The organism is Leifsonia shinshuensis (assembly GCF_022606355.1).
Taxonomy (GTDB): Bacteria; Actinomycetota; Actinomycetes; order Actinomycetales; family Microbacteriaceae; genus Leifsonia; species Leifsonia shinshuensis_B.
Map to the genome: position 1 here is coordinate 1,144,616 of NZ_JAHHZQ010000001.1, position 13,713 is coordinate 1,158,328.

General features: G+C 71.4%; 8 protein-coding genes and 1 tRNA gene. 4 read left to right on the forward strand and 5 right to left on the reverse strand.

What is annotated here, in order from left to right; all coding sequences use genetic code 11:
• Positions 1 to 45: 45 nt before the first annotated feature.
• From KNO15_RS05495 to KNO15_RS05505, 3 genes are all read right to left on the reverse strand, one after another.
• Positions 46 to 1,023: a ribose-phosphate diphosphokinase gene (locus KNO15_RS05495; protein WP_241702413.1), complete on the reverse strand. Its 978-nt coding sequence runs from the start codon at positions 1,021 to 1,023 to the stop codon at positions 46 to 48.
• Complete coding sequence (gene glmU / locus KNO15_RS05500; protein WP_241702414.1) at positions 1,024 to 2,466, reverse strand: bifunctional UDP-N-acetylglucosamine diphosphorylase/glucosamine-1-phosphate N-acetyltransferase GlmU; 1,443 nt, start codon at positions 2,464 to 2,466, stop codon at positions 1,024 to 1,026.
• Between the two features lie 58 nt (positions 2,467 to 2,524).
• A tRNA-Gln gene (locus tag KNO15_RS05505) sits at positions 2,525 to 2,596 on the reverse strand.
• An 81-nt stretch (positions 2,597 to 2,677) separates the two neighbouring features.
• On the opposite strand from KNO15_RS05505, the gene KNO15_RS05510 reads away from it, so the two are divergent.
• The 3 genes from KNO15_RS05510 (at position 2,678) to KNO15_RS05520 (ending at position 7,045) form a co-directional block, all read left to right on the forward strand.
• Complete coding sequence (locus KNO15_RS05510; protein ID WP_241702415.1) at positions 2,678 to 3,208, forward strand: MarR family winged helix-turn-helix transcriptional regulator; 531 nt, start codon at positions 2,678 to 2,680, stop codon at positions 3,206 to 3,208.
• A 60-nt stretch (positions 3,209 to 3,268) separates the two neighbouring features.
• A complete protein-coding gene (locus tag KNO15_RS05515; protein WP_241702416.1) occupies positions 3,269 to 5,854 on the forward strand; it encodes a glycosyltransferase in 2,586 nt (861 codons plus the stop codon).
• Positions 5,855 to 5,941: 87 nt separating this feature from the next.
• Positions 5,942 to 7,045 carry a DUF2207 family protein gene (locus tag KNO15_RS05520; protein WP_241702417.1) on the forward strand — a complete coding sequence of 368 codons (1,104 nt, stop codon included), beginning with the start codon at positions 5,942 to 5,944 and terminating at the stop codon, positions 7,043 to 7,045.
• 7 nt (positions 7,046 to 7,052) lie between these two features.
• Here KNO15_RS05520 and KNO15_RS05525 read toward each other — a convergent pair whose 3' ends face one another.
• Positions 7,053 to 8,654: an acyl-CoA dehydrogenase family protein gene (locus KNO15_RS05525; protein WP_241702418.1), complete on the reverse strand. Its 1,602-nt coding sequence runs from the start codon at positions 8,652 to 8,654 to the stop codon at positions 7,053 to 7,055.
• 130 nt (positions 8,655 to 8,784) lie between these two features.
• Positions 8,785 to 10,560: an ABC-F family ATP-binding cassette domain-containing protein gene (locus tag KNO15_RS05530; protein WP_241702419.1), complete on the reverse strand. Its 1,776-nt coding sequence runs from the start codon at positions 10,558 to 10,560 to the stop codon at positions 8,785 to 8,787.
• A 157-nt stretch (positions 10,561 to 10,717) separates the two neighbouring features.
• On the opposite strand from KNO15_RS05530, the gene KNO15_RS05535 reads away from it, so the two are divergent.
• The gene (locus KNO15_RS05535) at positions 10,718 to 13,591 is read left to right on the forward strand and encodes a LuxR family transcriptional regulator (protein ID WP_241702420.1); all 2,874 of its coding nucleotides are present in this window, start codon (positions 10,718 to 10,720) and stop codon (positions 13,589 to 13,591) included.
• Positions 13,592 to 13,713 lie beyond the last annotated feature (122 nt).

A 13,713-nucleotide genomic window follows, 5' to 3' on the forward strand; every position in this document is an offset into this window, starting at 1 on the left:
AAACCGAGTTTTAGGGGCGTTCACGTGCCCTTCGAGGGTTGTCGCCTACGCGGCGCCGTCGAACATGGAGGTCACCGAGCCGTCGGTGAACACCTCGCGGATCGCGTTCGCCAGCAGCGGCGCGATCGGCAGCACGGTGAGGCCGTCCCAGCGCTTGTGCGCGGGAAGCGGGAGCGTGTCGGTGACGACGACCGAGTCGATAGCCTCCGACTGCAGGAGCTCGACCGCCGGGTCGCTGAACACGGCGTGCGTCGCGGCGACGACCACGCCGATCGCGCCGCTGGCCTTGAGCGCCTCCGCCGCCTTGACGATGGTGCGTCCGGTGTCGATGAGGTCGTCGACGAGCAGGCAGACGCGGCCGTCGACCTCGCCGACGATCTCGTGCACGGACACCTGGTTGGGCACCAGCGGGTCCCGGCGCTTGTGGATGATCGCCAGCGGCACCCCGAGCTTGTCGCTCCAGATGTCGGCGACGCGCACGCGCCCCATGTCGGGCGAGACGACGGTGAGGGTCGAGGGATCGAGCTCGCGCTGCATGTGCTCCAGCAGGACCGGCATCGCGAACAAGTGGTCGACGGGGCCGTCGAAGAAGCCCTGGATCTGGGCGGCGTGGAGGTCGATCGACATGATGCGGTCGGCACCGGCGGCCTTGAACAGATCGGCGACGAGGCGCGCCGAGATCGGCTCGCGGCCGCGGCCCTTCTTGTCTTGGCGGGCGTACGGGTAGAACGGCGCCACGACGGTGATGCGCTTGGCCGAGGCGCGCTTCAGCGCGTCGACCATGATGAGCTGCTCCATGAGCCACTCGTTGATCGGGGACGTGTGCGACTGGATGACGAACGCGTCGGAGCCGCGGACGCTCTCGTCGAAACGTGCGTAGATCTCGCCGTTCGCGAACGTACGCGAGTCGGTGGGGACCAACTCGCTGCCGAGGCACTCGGCGATCTGCTCGGCCAGCTCGGGGTGTGCGCGCCCCGAGATCAGAACGAGTCGTTTCTGGCCGGTGGCAGTGATCCCTGACACTTACTCTCCGCTCTCTTCCGCAGCCGTGCTCTGCTCAGCGGCACGGGCGGCGTCGGTGCCCGGCCGCTTCTCGGCGACCCAGCCTTCGATGTTGCGCTGCGGCGCGACCGTGATGGCGAGCGCGCCCGGTGGAACGTCCTTCCGGACGACCGTTCCCGCTCCGGTGTACGCTCCGTCACCCATCCTAACGGGCGCGACGAGCACGGTGTTCGTGCTGATCCTCACATGCGATCCGATGACCGTGCGGTGCTTGTTCACTCCGTCGTAGTTGGCGGTGATGACACCGGCGCCGAGGTTGCCCTTCTCGCCGACCTCCGCATCGCCCACGTAGTTGAAATGCGCCAGCTTGGTGCCGGCACCGATGACGGCGTTCTTGGTCTCGGTGAAGGTTCCGATCTTGCCGTTGGCGCCGAGGACGGTGCCAGGACGCAGGTAGGCGAAGGGACCGACGGTGGCGCCGTCGCCGATCACGGCGAGGGTGGCGTCGGTGCGCGTGACGGTCGCACCCGCACCCACCTCGGTGTCGAGGAGCGTCGTGTCGGGCCCGACGGTCGCGCCGGTGCGGATGGCCGTCGCCCCGCGCAACTGCGTGCCGGGGAGGATGGTGACGTCGGGCTCCAGGGTCGCCGTGACATCGATCCAGGTCGTCGCCGGGTCCTGCACCGTGACCCCGGCGAGCTGCCAGGTGCGCACGACGAGCGCGTTGAGGCGGGCGGCCGCCTCGCTGAGCTGCGCCCGGTCGTTGATGCCCTCGACCAGCCACGACTCCGAGACCGGGAGCGCGTCCACGTCGAAGCCGGCCTCCCGCAGCAGGCCGATGACGTCGGTCAGGTACTTCTCGCCCTGGGCGTTGTCGGTCGTCACGTTCGCGAGCATGTCGCGCAGGGCGGCGGCGCCGAAGACGTAGATGCCGGCGTTGATCTCGCCGATGGCTCGCTCGGCCTCGCTCGCGTCCTTGTGCTCGACGATGCGGTCGAGGTGCCCCTCCGAGGTGCGGACGATTCGGCCGTAGCCGGTGGCGTCGGCGGGGAACGACGACAGGATGGTCGCGGCCGCTCCTCCCGCGCGGTGGGCGGCGACGAGCTCGCGCAGCGTCGGGGCGTCGAGCAGCGGCACATCGCCGTTGACCACGAGAACGTCGCCCGTGAAGTCGGCGGGAAGAGCGGCGACGGCCTGCTCCACGGCGCGGCCCGTGCCCGGCACCTCGTCCTGGTCGACGATGACTGCGTCCGGCAGGTCGGCGGCGATCACCTCGGCGAGCCGGTCGCGCTCGTGCCGCACCACGGCGATGACGCGGGCGGCGTCGAGCTCGCGGGCGGTCGCCAGCACGTGCCCGACGACGGGGAGGCCCCCGAGCGGATGCAGGAGCTTGGGCGTCGCGGACTTCATCCGCGTGCCCTGCCCGGCCGCGAGAACGACGATGGCGAGATTCTGGTCGGTCATGATGCTCCCGGTGCGGTGGTGACGGTGCGGTGACGCGTCGGTTCGGCTGCGGACGTCGCTCCGCCTCCAGGACTCGAACCTAGACCTCACAGCTCCAAAGGCTGTCGTGCTGCCATTACACCAAGGCGGACCGCGCAACGCGCACACACAGTCTGCCAGACTCGGCGACGCATGCCGCCGAGCTGCGGGGGCGGCCGAATAGCATGGAGGGATGGCCGACGCACACGACGGGACCGCGCGCAGCGGGGCGCGCGACGAGGTGGACCGCATCGTCGGGGCGTGGCTCCGCGAGCGTCCCGACCTCGACTTCTCGCCGCTCCAGGTGCTCTCGCGCGTCGACCGGCTCTCCCGCCACCTCGACAGGGCACGCAGGGGCGCCTTCGAACGCTCCGACCTCGACTCGTGGGAGTTCGACGTGCTCTCCGCGCTGCGCCGGGCCGGCTCGCCCTTCCAGCTGAGCCCCAAGTCGCTCCTGCAGCAGACCCTGGTGTCGTCGGGGACGATGACGAACCGCATCGACCGGCTGGTCGCGCGCGGTCTCGTCGAGCGCAGGACGGATCCGAACGACGGCCGCGGGATCCTGGTGCAGATGACCGCACAGGGCCTCGCCAGGGTGGACGCCGCGATCACCCGGCTGGTCGACGCCGAGGCCGACCTCCTCGAGTCGCTCTCCCCCGGCGATCAGGAGCGGCTCGCCGGTCTGCTGCGCAAGCTGAGCCTGGGGTTCGACGCCGGGGAATGACCGGATCCTCCGGCGCAGCTTCTCAGCAGACTGTTATCCCGCTCTCATAAACTCTCGGCGATGAGACTTTCCCGCCTGAAGCGCCTCCCGTCCCGAGTGAAGCGCGCCGCTCGTTTCGAGATCCACGCGCACTGGCGTCGGCAGCCGCTCGTCCTCGGCTCGGTCCTCTACGAGTCCTTCTCGGGCAACGGGATGCTCGACAACCCGGAAGCGCTGTTCCGCCGGCTGCTCGCCGCGCCCGACCTGAAGCACCTCACCCACATCTGGGCACTGTCCGACCTGCACCGGTACCGCACAGCGGTGGAGGAGTTCGCCGACGACCCGCGCGTGACCTTCGTCCGCTACGGCTCGGCGGCCTACTACCGTGCGCTGGCGACCAGCCAGTACCTCGTGAACAACGCCACGTTCCCGTACGACTTCTCCAAGCGCCAGGGCCAGGTCTACCTGAACACCTGGCACGGCACCCCGCTCAAGCGCATGGGCTACGACATCGAAGACGGGGCGCTCGCGACGGCCAACATCGTTCGCAACTTCGTCCAGGCGGACTACCTGCTGGCGGCCAATCCGTTCATGGCCGACCAGATGTACCAGAGCGCCTACAAGCTCGATGGCATCTACCGCGGAACCATCATCGAGGAGGGCTACCCGCGCGTCGACCGGCAGTTCCTCGACGACGCGCAGCGCGAGACCGTGCGCCAGCGCCTCGTCGCCTCCGGCATCCCGCTCGGCGACCGCAAGATCGTCCTGTACGCGCCCACCTGGAAGGGACAGACCTTCGGCCGGCCGGAGGACGACCTCGACGCGCTCCTGGCGCATCTCCACGAGGTGGAGCAGCGCATCGACACCAGCCGCTACGCCGTGCTGGTCAAGACCCACCAGACCGTGCACGCGCTGGCCGCCGACCGCCCGGAACTCGCGCGGATGCTCGTGCCCAACGAGATCCCGACGAACCTGGTCCTCGGCGCCACCGACATCCTGGTCGGCGACTACTCGAGCATCTTCTTCGACTTCCTCCGCACCGGCCGGCCGATCCTGTTCTTCACGCCCGACCTCGCCGAGTACGCCGGAACGCGCGGCCTCTACTTCGAGCCGGACGAGTGGCCCGGCCCGACCCTCATGTCGGCCCGCGAGCTGGGCGACGCGCTCGCGGCTGTCGCGGCCGACGGCGACCGGGTGCCCGCCGAGTCGCGGGAGCGCTACCTCGATCTGCAGCGCCGGTTCACCCCCTACGAAGACGGCTCGGCGTCCGAGCGCGTCATCGACATCGTGTTCCGCGGCGTGCGCGACGGATATCGTCTGCGCACCTCACTCGACGACGACGGCCGCGAGAAGATCCTGCTCTACCTCGGCGGCATGCGCCCGAACGGGATCACGACCTCCGCCCTCAATCTCCTCAACAACCTCGACCACGAACGCTACGACGTGTCCGCGTTCTTCGCCCAGAGCGGCTCGCAGACGATCATCGCCAAACAGCGCCAGATCCATCCGGCGGTACGTCAGTTCCCGCGTGTCGGCGGCATGAACGGCGCCAAGCTGCGCCACCTCGCCCGTCACCTCGACTTCCGGCGGGGGCGCACGGCCCAGCACGCGGAGACCGACGCGCAGAACCGGCTCTGGGACGACGAGTGGTACCGCTGCTTCGGCGACAGCCGGTTCGACTACGTGGTCGACTTCTCGGGCTACGGCCCGTTCTGGGCGATCCTGCTCCTGCACTCCCCCGACGCGCAGCGCTCCATCTGGATGCACAACGATCTGGCCGCCGATGCGCACCGCGAGGTCAACGGCGAGAAGCGGATGCTGCACTCGCTGACCCAGCTGTTCACGCTGTACGCGCAGTACGACCACCTGGTGTCGGTGTCGCCGACGCTGTCCGAGGTGAACCGCTCCTCCCTGGCCGAATATGCGGAGCCGGAGAAGTTCCGGTCGGCGCTCAACACCGTCGACGCCGAGCACATCCTCGAGAACGCGGCGGCCGACCTCCACGAGCTCACCTTCGACGAGGAGACCGGCAGCGTCCCCGACTGGGCGGAGCAGCTGCTGGCCCCGAACGACGACACCACCACCTTCGTGAACGTCGGCCGGCTGTCGCCGGAGAAGAACCAGGAGCGCCTCATCCGCGCGTTCGCGCAGGTGCATGCCGAGAACCCGAAGACACGACTCCTGATCGTCGGCTCCGGACCGCTGGCCGGCCATCTGGAGGCCGTCGTCGCGGAGCTCGGGCTGCAGGGCTCGGTGTTCCTCACCGGGATGCAGCGCAATCCGCACGCCATCACGGCGAAGGCCGACTGCTTCGTGCTGTCGAGTGACTACGAGGGCCAGCCGATGGTCATCCTGGAGGCCCTCGTCCTGCAGCTGCCGATCGTCACCGTCGAGTTCGCCTCCGCCAAGAACGCCCTGCCGAAGGGCAGCGGACTGGTGGTGCCCCAGACGGTCGAGGGAGTCGCCGACGGGCTGCGCGCGTTCCTTCGCGGCGACGTCCCGAACGGCGGCTTCGACTGGGCCGGTTACAACCGCAAGGCGGTCGCCGAGTTCTACCGCGCCATCGGCGCCGCCCCCGATCCCGCTCCCCTCCCCGACGCCGCCGCCGCCGACACCGACACCGACACCGACACCGACGAACCGTCGACTACGCCGATCGTCGGTTGAGACCCGCCACGCACGCTGACCGTCGACTACTCGACCGCCCCTGAACCGGGGCGTGAGCGGACGGCGGGGCATCCCTAGGCTGGGGCGATGGTGTTCGGAGTCGCGTTGGCGTCCGTCGCGGCGCTGGTGCTGCTCTGTGCGATCGTGGCTGCCCTCCGTTCGTCTCGGCTGCCGCGCTCCCTGATCGTCGAGTACGCGCCGGCGCGCGGCGCGACCGTGCTCGGGGACGCCGTGCTCGCGGGCCTCGAACGGCGGGCGGCGGCTGCTGCCCTCCTGGACCTGGCCGTCCGCGGCAGGGTCCGCTTGCTCACCGACGGCCCGAACGGACGTCGCCGCAGCCGACCGACCATCTCGATCGAGGTGCCCGACCCCGACGCTCTCGGCGCCGCCGACCTGGCGCTCCTCGACGCGCTCTTCGACTCCGAGCGCGACGGACGGCCCCGGCGGTTCTCGAAGGACGCACGCCGGGCCGGTCGACGGGTGCAGGACCTCATCCGGCGCGAGGCCTCCCGGCTCCGGCGCGCCGGCCTCCTGACGAAGGACGGCATCGCCGGGCCGCTGCTCCTCCGGCTCGGCGTGCTGCTGCTGATCATCGCGCTGCCGACGCTGATCGGGTCCGCGCTCCTCGGCGCTGTCGCACTGGCGATTCCGGCGGCGGTGGCGTCCGCCCTCCTGATCGCGGCGGTGATCATCGCCGGCCGGGTGCGTCCGCGTCGTTTCACCGCCGCTGCGGAGCCGCGCAGGACCCACCTCGACGGCCTCCGCCAGTACATGCGTCTGGCAGAGGCGGATCGGCTGCGGACGCTGCAGTCTCCCGCGGGTGCGGAGCGGGTCGCGGTCGCGTCCGCCGACCCGGCCTCGTCCGGGTCCGCGGGGTCGATCGGCCCCGCCCGACAGTCCGACCCTGTCGAGCGCTTCCGGCTGCACGAGCGGCTGCTGCCGTACGCGGTCATCTTCGGCATGGAGCGCGAGTGGACGAAGGTGGTCGCGATCGACCTCGACGGGATCGATCGGGCGATCGTGTCGTCCCTCGGCGACATCGCGCAGTCCGCTGTCGACATCCTCCAGGTCGCGGACGCGCTCGGCGACCTCGTCGACATCGTCTCCTCGGTCGGAGACGTGTTCGACGCCGCCGGCTCGGCCCTCGACATCGCCGGTGCCATCGGCGACCTCTTCGGCTCGTGGCCGTGACCTCGGCTCAGGCGCGACCGGCGAGCGCGACCGTGTCCACCCCGGAGGGCAGCTCCCCGTAGAGGGAACCGCGGTCGGGCCCGAGGCGGGACGCGACGAACGCGTCCGCGACGGCGGCCGGGGCGTGGCGGATGAGCAGCGACGCCTGGAGAGCGACGGCGAGCGCCGCGACCACCGTCCGGGCCGTGGACTCGTCGGCGTCGGCGATCGTGCGCCGCAGCCGATCGTGATGCGCGTCATAGGCGGCGTGCGAGCCGCGGGCGGAGGCGAGCTCGGCGTCGAACGCCTCCACGCTCGCCGGCTCGCGGCTCAGCGCGCGCAGCACGTCGAGGGCGATCACGTTGCCCGAGCCTTCCCAGATGGCCATGACCGGCTGCTCCCGATAGCGCCGGGCCAGCGGGAACGCCTCCGTATAGCCGTTGCCGCCGAGGCACTCCATCGCCTCGTACGCGTGGCCGGGTCCCCGCTTGCACACCCAGTACTTGCTCACCGCCGTCGCGAGCCGGCGGAAGGCGACATCGGCGTCCGGGGCGTCGTCGTCGTGGGCGCGAGCCAGGCGCAGGGCTACGGCGGTGGCCGCCTCCGACTCCAGGGAGAGATCGGCGAGCACCGACGTCATCGCCGGCTGGTCCGTCAGGCGCCGCCCGAACGCCGCTCGGTGACGCGCGTGCCACGCCGCCTCGGCGACGCTCTGCCGCATGCCGGCCGCTGTGCCGAGGACGCAGTCGAGCCGCGTGCGGTTGACCATCTCCAGGATGGTCCGGACGCCGCGTCCCTCCTCGCCGAGCAGATGGCCGACGGTCCCGTCGAACTCGATCTCGCTGGAGGCGTTGGACCGGTTGCCGAGCTTGTCCTTCAGACGCTGGATGAGGAAGACATTGCGCGTGCCGTCCTCCAATACGCGCGGCACGACGAAGCAGCTCAGCCCGCCCGCGGTCTGAGCGAGCACCAGGAACGCGTCGGACATCGGCGCGGAGCAGAACCACTTGTGACCGGTGAGCAGCCAGCGCCCGTCGCCGTCGGCGAGCGCCCGTGTGGTGTTGGCGCGGACGTCGGAGCCGCCCTGCTTCTCGGTCATCGCCATGCCGAACAGTGCTGACGCCTTGTTCGCACCGAGGCGGCCGTCGTAGTCCCGCGACAGCAGCCGCGGCACCCACTCGGCCGCGAGTTCGGGGGAGGCGGCAAGGGCGGGGACGGCCGCGTGCGACATCGAGACGGGGCACGCATGCCCCGGTTCCACCTGCGCGAACAGCATGAAGGCGGCGGCGCGGGCGACGTTCGCCCCCGGCCGCGGATCGGCCCACGCGGAGGTGTGCGCGCCGGCGCCGACGGCCTCCCGGATCACCCGGTGGTAGCTCTCGTCGTAGTCGACCTCGTCGATGCGGTCGCCCCACCGGTCGAACGCGCGCAGCTGCGGCTCGCGCATGTTGGCGCGCTCGGCGTCGGCCTGGAAGCCGGCCGAGCCGACCAGCCGTCCGACGGCCCCGAGGTCGGCGACGGCCCAGTCGGCGTCGTAGCGTTCGACCGCCTCCCGCAGCGGGAGGTTCGCTGCGAACTCGTCGAGGTCGACGCGCGGCGGGGCCTGGTTCACGACGGTGTGAGTGGGCATGCGGCGAGTCTAATGCGGGGCCGGCGGTGGGTCGCCAAGGGAGGACTCTCGCGGCGCCACGCCGGCCGAAAGCAGGGAACGGAGGAGATCGGGGCTCCGGAATCCGGATCCTCCTCCGTTGCCGACCGGCTCAGCCCTCCAGCTGTTCCGACAACTCCAGCCAGCGGGTCTCGTGGTCGGCGATCTCGCCCTCCAGGGCTCGCAGCTCCTCCGTGAGCCGGCCCAGGCCGATGTAGTCGGACTGGTCGTGGCGCGCGATCGCCTCGTGGTGCTCGGCGACCTGGCCCGCGAGCTTCGCGAGGCGGCGGTCGATGGAGGTCAGCTCCTTCTCGGCGGCGCGCAAGGCGGCGCCCGACAGTACGGGGGTCGCGACGACGGCAGCGCCGGCGCTCGGCGCAGGACCGCGCTCCCTCCGCAGCCGCAGGTACTCGTCGATCCCGCCAGGGAGGTGCCGGAACGCGCCGTCGATGACCGCATGCTGCTGGTCGGTCACCCGTTCGACGAGGTAGCGGTCGTGCGAGACCACGAGCAGCGTCCCCGGCCAGCCGTCGAGGAGATCCTCCATCGCGGCCAACATGTCGGTGTCGAGGTCGTTGGTCGGCTCGTCCAGGATGAGCACGTTCGGCTCGTCGAGCAGGATGAGCAGTAGCTGGAGGCGGCGCTTCTGGCCGCCGGAGAGGTCCTTCACCGGTGTGGAGAGCTGGGCGTTCGTGAAGCCGAGGCGCTCGAGCATCTGGCCAGGAGTGACCTCCTTGCCGCCGGCGAGGTACGTCGTGCGCTTGTCGGCGACGACGGCGCTGACGCGCTGGTCGCGCACCGCGTCGAGCTCGTCGAGCTGCTGCGTGAGGGTGGCGATCTTGACCGTCTTGCCGTGCTTGACGCGTCCCGCCGTCGGCTCGACGGTGCCGGCCACGAGCCCGAGCAGCGTGGACTTGCCCGCTCCGTTGATGCCGAGGATCCCGGTGCGCTCGCCCGGCGCGATGCGCCACTCCACGTTGCGGAGCACTGTCTTCGGCGGGAACTCGACCGTCACGTCGAGGAGGTCCACGACGTCTTTGCCGAGGCGCGCAGTGGCGAGCTTCGTCAGCTCGACGGCGTCGCGCGGGGCGGGTTCGTCGGCGATCAGGGCGGCAGCAGCATCCATCCGGAACTTCGGCTTGGACGTGCGCGCAGGCGCACCGCGCCGCAGCCAGGCCAGCTCTTTGCGCATCAGGTTCTGCCGCTTGGTCTCCGCGACGGCGGCCATCCGGTCGCGCTCGACGCGCTGCAGGACGTACGCCGCGTACCCGCCCTCGAAGGGCTCGACGATCCCGTCGTGCACCTCCCAGGTGGCGGTCGACACCTCATCGAGGAACCAGCGGTCGTGGGTGACCACCACGAGCGCACCCGACCCGGAGGCCCAGCGCTGCTTCAGGTGGGAGGCGAGCCAGGCGACGCCCTCGATGTCGAGGTGGTTGGTCGGCTCGTCGAGGAACAGCAGGTCGTTGTCGTGCACCAGGAGCGCGGCCAGCGCGACGCGGCGCCGCTGACCTCCCGAAAGCTCGCCGATCGTGGCGTCCCAGGGGATGTCGGCGACCAGGCCGGCGAGAACGTCGCGCACGCGCGGGTCGCCGGCCCAGACGTGCTCCTCGCGGTCGCCGACGATGGCCCGGCCGACGGTGAGGGCGTCCGGCAGATCGTCGCGCTGGTCGAGCATGCCGACGGTCACGTCCCGACGTCGCGTGACGCGCCCCGCGTCGGGCTGGAGGCGCCCGGCGAGCAGCGACAGGAGGGTCGACTTGCCGTCGCCGTTGCGGCCGACGACGCCGATGCGGTCGCCTTCGGAGACGCCCAGCGTCACCGAGTCGAAGACGACCCGCGTGGGGTATTCGAGATGCAGCGACTCGGCGCCGAGGAGATGAGCCATACGGTCCTCCAGCCTACCGTCGCGCCAGGCGTCGCCGAGCCGCCCGCCGCGCTCCCCCACCTTGGGGGAAACCGACCGGTGCCCCGGTTGTGCGATGATCGACGGACCGGACCGCGCACTCCCGACTTCTGACCCGCGCGGGCGGATGGGGGCGACCGTGACCGACCTGGACTCGACGGCTCGGCCGTTGATCGGCCGGGATCGGGCTCGTGAGACCATCCTCCTCGTCGCCCATCGCGCCATCGATCAGGGTGGTGCCGTGCTCGTCACAGGCGAGCCAGGTCTCGGCAAGACCGCCCTGCTCGCCGACGTCGCGCAGCGGCTCGACGGGTGGACCGTGCTGCGGGTGAGCGCCGACTCGTTCGAGTCCGATCTGGCGTACGCGACCGTCGAGACCCTGGTGCGTGGACTCGCCGGACTCGGCGGGACGGCGATCCGGCCTCCCGCGCCCGACGACGACGCGCTCACCGTCGGGAGGCTGCTGCTCGACGCCATCGACGCGCTCTCCGGTCCGGTCTGCCTGATCGTGGACGACGCGCAGTGGGTGGACGAGCCGTCGGCACGCGCCCTGCGATTCGTCGTGCGCCGGCTCTCCGACCGTGACTTCCTCTTCACCGCGGCGACCCGACCTCAGCAGAACAGCGTGTCCGACCTGTTCGAAGACCTGGCGTCGTCGTCGGTCAACCATGCCCGCATCGACCTGACGCCACTCACCGTGTCCGACACGCAAGAGCTGGCGGAACACATCCTGGGCCATGCGGTCTCGCGGCGCACCGCGACCCGGCTGACGGAGGCGACCCAGGGTTCGCCGCTGCTGCTGAGCGTGCTCCTCGGGCAGCTGCACGACACGTTCACGCAGGCCCTGCACCCCGCGGGCTGGGACCTGCCGGACACCGCGATCATGCCGCTCGCCTCCGCGATCTCCGCCGCCTTGGAGGGCGCTGACGTCTCGGTGCGCACCGCGGCGGAGTTCGTCGCCGTGCTGCGCGACCCGCTGCCCGCCCCCGTGGTCGGCACCATCGCGGCGCGGCTGGGCGAGCGTCTCGACCTGCCGGGGGCCGTCACGCGCGGCCTCGTGCTCGGGACGCCGCGGGACGGCGTGCTGTGGGTGGAGCCAGCGCACGCCCTCCTCGCCGACGCCCTCGCCGCGGACCTCACCGTGGAACGCCGTGTCCAGCTCCACCGGGTCGCCGCCGACGTGCTCGACGGCCACCGCGCGCTGCGGCACCGGGTGGAGGCCGCCGACACCGCAGACCCCGGGCTCGTCGACGAGCTGCTGACCGCAGCGCTCGCGGCGGCCGACCAGGGCCGGGCGGAGCAGGCGATGAGCTATGCGCGCTCGGCGATGCATCTCGCGACCGACGGGGAGCTCGAGCGTTCGCTCATCGAGCTGGGCCTTCTCGCGATGCGGTTCCGGCTGCACGAACAGATCCTCGACCTCCGGCCCGCGATCGAGACGCTGCCGCCGTCGCCCGCGCGCGACGCAGTGCTGCTTGAGCTGCGGACGCTGTCGCGGGACGTGCCTGGCGCCCTGGAGCTCGCCCTCCGGCTCGAGGCGGCTCCCGCCCTCACCCCGGACGAGCGCGCGATCCGCACCCATGTGGCCGAGGCGCTGCCCAAGGTGCTGATGGCGATGGGCGACTTCTCTGGCGTCCTCGATCACCTGGACACCGGGCGGCTGCACATCGCCGAGTGTCCCGCGCCGGAGGACGTCGCCGACCCTGCGCTGCGCTGGCTCGCCGAGCCCGACGAGCACCTGGTGCGGCTGCTCGGCTGGGCGCTCAACTCCGCCGCGCACGCGCAGCGACCCGATCTGTTCGGCCCGCTCACCGCCGAGCTCGACGAGCTGCTCGTGCAGCACGAGTCCCCTGCCGCCGTCGACGCCCTGGTCGCGCGTTCCCGCGTGTTCATCCTCGGTGGCGACATCGAGCGGGCGCGCGCCGACCTCGCGAAAGCGAACGAGCTGGTCCGCCGGTTCCCCAGCAGCTGGACCGCGGGCTTCGTGCGCACGATCTACGCGCACATCCTCTTCCTGGTGGGCGAGTGGGAGGAGTCGGTCACCCTGGCCGACACCGCCGTCGCGCTCGCGCTCGACGAGACCGATCTGTCGTGCTGGCCGATCGCACTCTGGACGTCGACGCTCGTCCGTGCCGGGCGTGGCGAGTCCGAACCGGTGACCGAACGCCTGCGCTCGGCGGCGAAGGCCGATCCGCGCATCACGGGTTCGTACGACGGCGATCTGCCGTTCCTGGCCCGCGCCGAGCTGGCGCGCGCTCTCGGCCGCCCGGAGCACCAGCTCCGCGCGACGCTGGACGCCGAGGATGCGGCGACGCGCGCCTCCACGCTGGGCTGGCTGACCTACCGCGTCGACGCGCTCGCGACGCTGGGACGCGCTGCCGACGCGCGCGCCGCCTACGAGCGCTGCGCCGCTCCCGGGCTCTGGCGCCCGTACTACGGATCGCTGCGCTGGCTCGAGGGCCGTGTGCTCGAGGCCGAGGGCCGCGCAGCCGACGCTCTCCAGGCGTACCGCGAGGCGGCCGGGGAGTCCCCCTTCCCGTTCCCCGACGCGATCGCAGCGCTGGACGCCGGACGCCTTCTGGCGGCGGGGAGGGCCACCGCCGGCAGCGGGGCCGCGCCCCGCAGCGAGACCGACCGCGCCGAAGCCGGCGTGCTGCTCGAACGCGCCGCCGCGACCTTCCGCCGGCTGGGCGCCAGCGCGTACCTCGCTCGCGCGGTCCAGCTCCTCGACGCGCTGCGCGCGGCCGGCGACACCGCTCCCGGAGTCGAGCTCACCTCCGCCGTCGACCCGCTGGCCCCGTTGACCACGCGCGAACGCCAGGTCGCGCACGCGCTGGCCGCCGGGATGACCAACAAGGAGATCGCCGAGCGGCTGTACGTGTCGGTGACGACTGTCAACTTCCACGTGCGCAACATCCTCGCGAAGCTCGGGATGCGCTCGCGGCGCGAGCTCCGAGCACTCGCCCTGCCCCGTCGCCGACCCGTCAGAACCGATCGACCCGTCAAGAGTTGACGGTTTTCGCGTCCCCCACTAGGAGGACACGGGGGGCTCTCGCTAACGTGGTGAACACCTGGGATGCCCGACCGCTCCGCATGGAAACGACTCCATCTGACGAATCGTCTCAACCCGACATG